This is a genomic window from Amycolatopsis panacis, assembly GCF_003600245.1.
GTDB lineage: Bacteria > Actinomycetota > Actinomycetes > Mycobacteriales > Pseudonocardiaceae > Amycolatopsis > Amycolatopsis sulphurea.
The window spans coordinates 1-4,503 of sequence record NZ_QZFV01000024.1; the positions used below are offsets into that span (position 1 = coordinate 1).

5 protein-coding genes are annotated in these 4,503 nt (G+C 71.3%); 2 read left to right on the forward strand and 3 right to left on the reverse strand.

The window, feature by feature from the left end:
* Positions 1-473: 473 nt before the first annotated feature.
* Entirely contained in the window at positions 474-1,133 is a 660-nt protein-coding gene (locus D5S19_RS02320) for a TetR/AcrR family transcriptional regulator (RefSeq protein WP_233573673.1), read from the reverse strand.
* Between the two features lie 139 nt (positions 1,134-1,272).
* On the opposite strand from D5S19_RS02320, the gene D5S19_RS02325 reads away from it, so the two are divergent.
* Positions 1,273-1,713, forward strand: coding sequence for an OsmC family protein (locus D5S19_RS02325; protein WP_120021667.1), 441 nt, complete (start codon positions 1,273-1,275; stop codon positions 1,711-1,713).
* A 50-nt stretch (positions 1,714-1,763) separates the two neighbouring features.
* Here the strand turns inward: D5S19_RS02325 and D5S19_RS02330 are convergent, their stop codons facing one another.
* Entirely contained in the window at positions 1,764-1,979 is a 216-nt protein-coding gene (locus tag D5S19_RS02330; RefSeq protein WP_120021668.1) for a hypothetical protein, read from the reverse strand.
* A 220-nt stretch (positions 1,980-2,199) separates the two neighbouring features.
* On the opposite strand from D5S19_RS02330, the gene coaE reads away from it, so the two are divergent.
* Positions 2,200-3,384 carry a dephospho-CoA kinase gene (coaE, locus tag D5S19_RS02335; protein WP_120021669.1) on the forward strand — a complete coding sequence of 395 codons (1,185 nt, stop codon included), beginning with the start codon at positions 2,200-2,202 and terminating at the stop codon, positions 3,382-3,384.
* A 248-nt stretch (positions 3,385-3,632) separates the two neighbouring features.
* On the opposite strand, the gene D5S19_RS02340 is transcribed toward coaE, so the two are convergent.
* Positions 3,633-4,259, reverse strand: a complete 627-nt coding sequence (locus D5S19_RS02340; RefSeq protein WP_120021670.1) for a response regulator — start codon at positions 4,257-4,259, stop codon at positions 3,633-3,635.
* Positions 4,260-4,503: the final 244 nt, after the last annotated feature.

Genomic DNA, 4,503 nt, shown 5'->3' on the forward strand with positions numbered 1-4,503 from the left:
CGGACTCTGAGTCTGTGAAGGGTCCCTTCACGGACCCGAAACCGGTCCGGCGCACGCCACGAGGTGGTCGCACACACCTCCGCATCGCCCGCTGCCGGGCCCCCGACCAACTTTGCCGGGGCCCTGGCCTGAGAGTCCGTGAAGACATCCCTTCACAGCCTTGGTTCCGTCAGCGCGGCGGGACGGTGCTCTCGGTGAGGTGCCGGTCCGGGTCGCGGTGACGGCAGTGAGCGACGAGGTAGCCGCGCCTTGGGCGGCCCCAGCGACTCAGTTGTGCAAGCCCGGCCCGGACTTAGGACGGCAAAGCCGCGACCGGCCCAGCCATGCCCGACGACGACATGACACGACACACGGCGGCGACCGGCTCAGCCATGCCCCACAACAGCACGCCACGCCGTGCCCAGCCAGGCTGCACGGCCGCGACCGGCCCAGTCAGCCCCAGCCAACCCCAGGGGACGGCCAGCCCCGGCGACTCAGTTGCGAAGACCCAGCCCGGTGATCATGGCCAGCACCCCGTGCCGGTACATCCGGCCGTGGGCTTCCGCCGTCGGGTCGAGGAACCAGTCTTCGATGTGGCTCTGGGAGCGGATCGTCAGTTCCACGCTGACCAGGCCGTGCATGGACGTCCAGAGCAGGTAGGCGCAGTCGCGGGCGCTCACGCCGGGTGGGCTGACCCGGTTGATCTTCGTGACGAATTCCACGAAAGTCGTGGCGACCACGCCCGCGCGCAGGGCCGGGTCGGGGTCGTAGTCGTGGACCGAGCGTTCGAACATCAGCCCGTACCGGGCCGGGCTCGCCATGGCGAAGCGGCGGTAGGCCTGTGCGACCTCGAGCAGGTCGGCGATCCCGTCGTCGGTCTCCGGAGGGACTGCCTGCAGGTCCTCGCGCAGCAGGTCGAATGCGCGTTCGTACAGCGCGTCCAGCAGTCCGACCCGGCCGCCGAAGCGGGTGTACACCGTGATCGTCGACGCGCCGGCGCGTTCGGCGACGCCGCGGACGGTCAGCCCGGCGACGCCGCGGTCGGTCAGGACCGCCAGGGCCGCATCGAGGAACCGCCGCCGGTGGTGCTGCTCGGCCGGTTGTGTCGAGAGATGGCGGGTGGCCACGCTCTCCACCCCCTTCACCCGTGCCACGCGGGAAGAGCATCCGCGTCTCGAAGCAGAAGATACGATATCCGTGGCGTCTTGGGAACGTCGGCCGGTGCCTGGATTCCTCCGGCACCGTCCACACGCGACGCCGGGACCCGGCGCGAGACCGGAGGGAAACCCCGCAATGACCCAGCCGGAGCCCGGCACCGTGGTCGTCACCGATGCCGGCAGCGGCCGCTACACGCAGCATGTCGGCACCGCGACGCACGAGTTCCTCGCCGACGAGCCGGCTTCCGCCGGTGGCGACGACGCCGGACCCACCCCGTACGACCTGCTGCTCGCCGCACTGGGCACGTGCACCGCGATGACGGTGCGAATGTACGCCGACCGTAAGGGTATCCCGCTGGTCCGCACCGAGGTCCGGCTGCGGCACGACCGCGTGCACGCCCGTGACTGCGAACGCTGCGAGACCGAGACAGGCATGCTCAGCCGGATCATCCGGGAGATCTCCTTCCTCGGCGACCTGGACTCGGCCCAGCGCGCGAAACTGGCGGAGATAGCGGAGAAATGCCCGGTGCACCGCACGCTGAGCCACGAAATCGTGATCGAGACCCACGCGGTGTGACGGGATCAGTCCGAACCGGACGGCCGTGACCGAGGGGCGCGGCAGCGGGCTCAGGAAGGGGACACCGCGGGCACCCAGGCACGCTCCGCGGCGGCGGCCAACGCGCGGCGGCGGAGCCCGGCCAGGCTGTGCTGGGCCGGGACGAGCAGGGCGCTCAGCCACGTGCGCCGGTGTTCCGCGAGTGCGTCGGCGACCTGACGGTAGGCAACGCAGTGCACCAGTCCGGGGGTGCCGAGCCGGTGCTTCCCGACGTGCTTGTCCGCCATCCGTTCCTCCGTGTGGGCTATGTTTCCGCAGCACAAGCTACGCAGCCGCGCCCCGAAAACGGCGGAACCGCGCGGCGTGTCACCCGGATCGGTTTCACATTTCGACGGAATGTGCTTGCGTTTCCGTCCTGGGTGTGCGATTACCCGTGCCGGTGCACGTGCAGCGGGTGGCGGGCCGTTCACTGCACGGGGTGCGGGCGCGCTGGTTAGGGTGTGGCTCATGTTGCGAGTGGGCCTGACGGGCGGAATCGGTTCGGGCAAGTCGACGGTGGCGAACCGGCTGGCCGAGCACGGCGCCGTGGTCGTGGACTCGGACCGGATCGCGCGTGCCGTGGTCGAGCCGGGCACGCCGGGGCTCGCCGCGATCGCCGAGGCGTTCGGCCCCGGGGTGCTCGCCGCGGACGGGTCGCTGGACCGGGCGGCGCTGGCCGCCCGCGCGTTCGCTGGCGAGGAGTCCCGGCAGCGGCTGAACGGGATCCTGCACCCGCTGATCGGGCAGCGCACCGCCGAGCTGATGGCCGGGGCCGCCGACGACGCGATCGTGGTGCACGACGTGCCGCTGCTGGTGGAGAACAACCTGGCCCCGGCGTACCACCTCGTGGTGGTCGTGGACGCGCCGGTCGAGGTCCGCGTCCGCCGCCTGGTCGAGGCCCGCGGGATGACCGAAGAGGACGCCCGGGCGCGGATCCGCGCGCAGGCGACCGAGGACCAGCGCCGGGCGGTGGCCGACGTCTGGCTCGACAACGGCGGTCGGCGCGACGCCGTGCTCGCCGAAGTGGACGAGCTGTGGGCGGACCGGCTTGTGCCCTTCGAGGCGAACCTGCGGCTGCGCAAACCGCGGCCCCCGGCGTCGCCGGTGCTTTCCGCCTACGACCCGAGTTGGCCGCTGCAGGCCGAACGCCGGCTCGCCCGGCTGCGGCAGCTCGCCGGGCCGCGCCTGGTCCGCGCTGACCACATCGGATCCACCGCGGTGCCCGGACTGCCCGCGAAGGACGTGCTCGACCTCCAGCTCACAGTGTCCACTTTGGACGACGCAGACGCGCTCGCCGAGGCGCTGGCGGACGCCGGGTTCCCGCAGCGGGAGGGGGAGTGGGTGGACGACCCGCAGGGCGGCGGCACGCCGTGGCCCAAGCGGCTGCACGTCGGCGCCGACCCGAAGCGGGCGGTCAACCTGCACGTCCGGTCCGTCGAGACCCCCGCGTGGCGGCTGGCGTTGCTGTTCCGCGACTGGATCCGCGCGCACCCCGGGGAGCGGGAAGGCTATGCGGCGGTGAAGCAGCGGCTGGCCGGCGAGCACGCCGGGGACGGCACCGTCGAGTACTACGCCGAGGCGAAGCAGGGCTGGGTCAACGAGGCGTTCACGCGAGCCGAAGCGTGGGCCGTGGACAGCTCCTGGAAACCGTGACGCGGGAAACCGGGTGCGACCGTCCGGCCCTCGATTACCGTCGGTGACCCTGCGGCGCGCTGTGCACACGACCCGCCGGATTTCCGTCCCGGCGCTGACACTTGACATCGAGTGGTCTTCTCGTCCCGCCCGATCCGAGGGGGACCACCATGCCCGATTACCGCAGTCTCGGCCGCGCACTCGGCCTGTTCGGCAGCGACGCCCTGATCGGGCCTGCCTTATCCGGCCGGATGGGTCACGTTGCCGCGCTAAGTGCTGAGAAACCCGCGCCCCAGCGCGACCGCGACCGCGGCGGCCCGGTCTTTCACGCCGAGTTTCGCGTACGCGTGCAGCAAGTGGGTCTTCACCGTGGCCTCGCTGATGAACAGCTGTTTCGCCGCTTCCTTGTTCGTGGAGCCGCGGGAGACCAGGGTGAGTACCTCGATTTCGCGCTGGGACAACGGTTCCTGCGCCGGTGCGCGCAGCTGGCCCATGATCCGGCCGGCCACCGCGGGGGAGAGCACCGACTCGCCACGGGCGGCCGCGCGCACTGCGCGGAACAGCTCCTCGCGCGGTGCGTCCTTGAGCAGGTAGCCGGTGGCCCCGGCCTCGATCGCGGGCAGCACGTCGGAATCGGTGTCGTACGTGGTCAGCACGAGCACCCGGGCCGGGTTGGCGAGCCGGGCCAGCTCGGTGATCGCGGCGACCCCGTCGGTGCCGGGCATGCGCAGGTCCATCAGCACCACGTCCGGGTGCAGCGCTTGGGCAAGGGTGACCGCCTCGGAGCCGTTCGCGGCCTCGCCCAGAACCTCGAAGCCGTGTTCCCCCGTGAAGATCCCGCGGAGACCGTCGCGGACGATCGGGTGGTCGTCGGCAATGAGCAGGGTGACGGTCATCCGGGGGTCTCCTCGTCGTGGGTGCTTTCCAGTGTGGCAGCCGGGACGGCGGGCAGGTCGACCGAGATCACGGTGCCGCCCCGAGCGGGGCTGTGAAGGGACCCTTCACGGACTCAGGAGGCTGTTGCGTTTTCGGTTTGGCTGGTTGGTGGCGGTTGTGGTTGGGGGGTTGTGATGGTTGGGCGGGGCCGCGGGCCCTGCCCATCACGTTGTCTGGGTGGTGGTGTGGGTGTGGGTGAACATG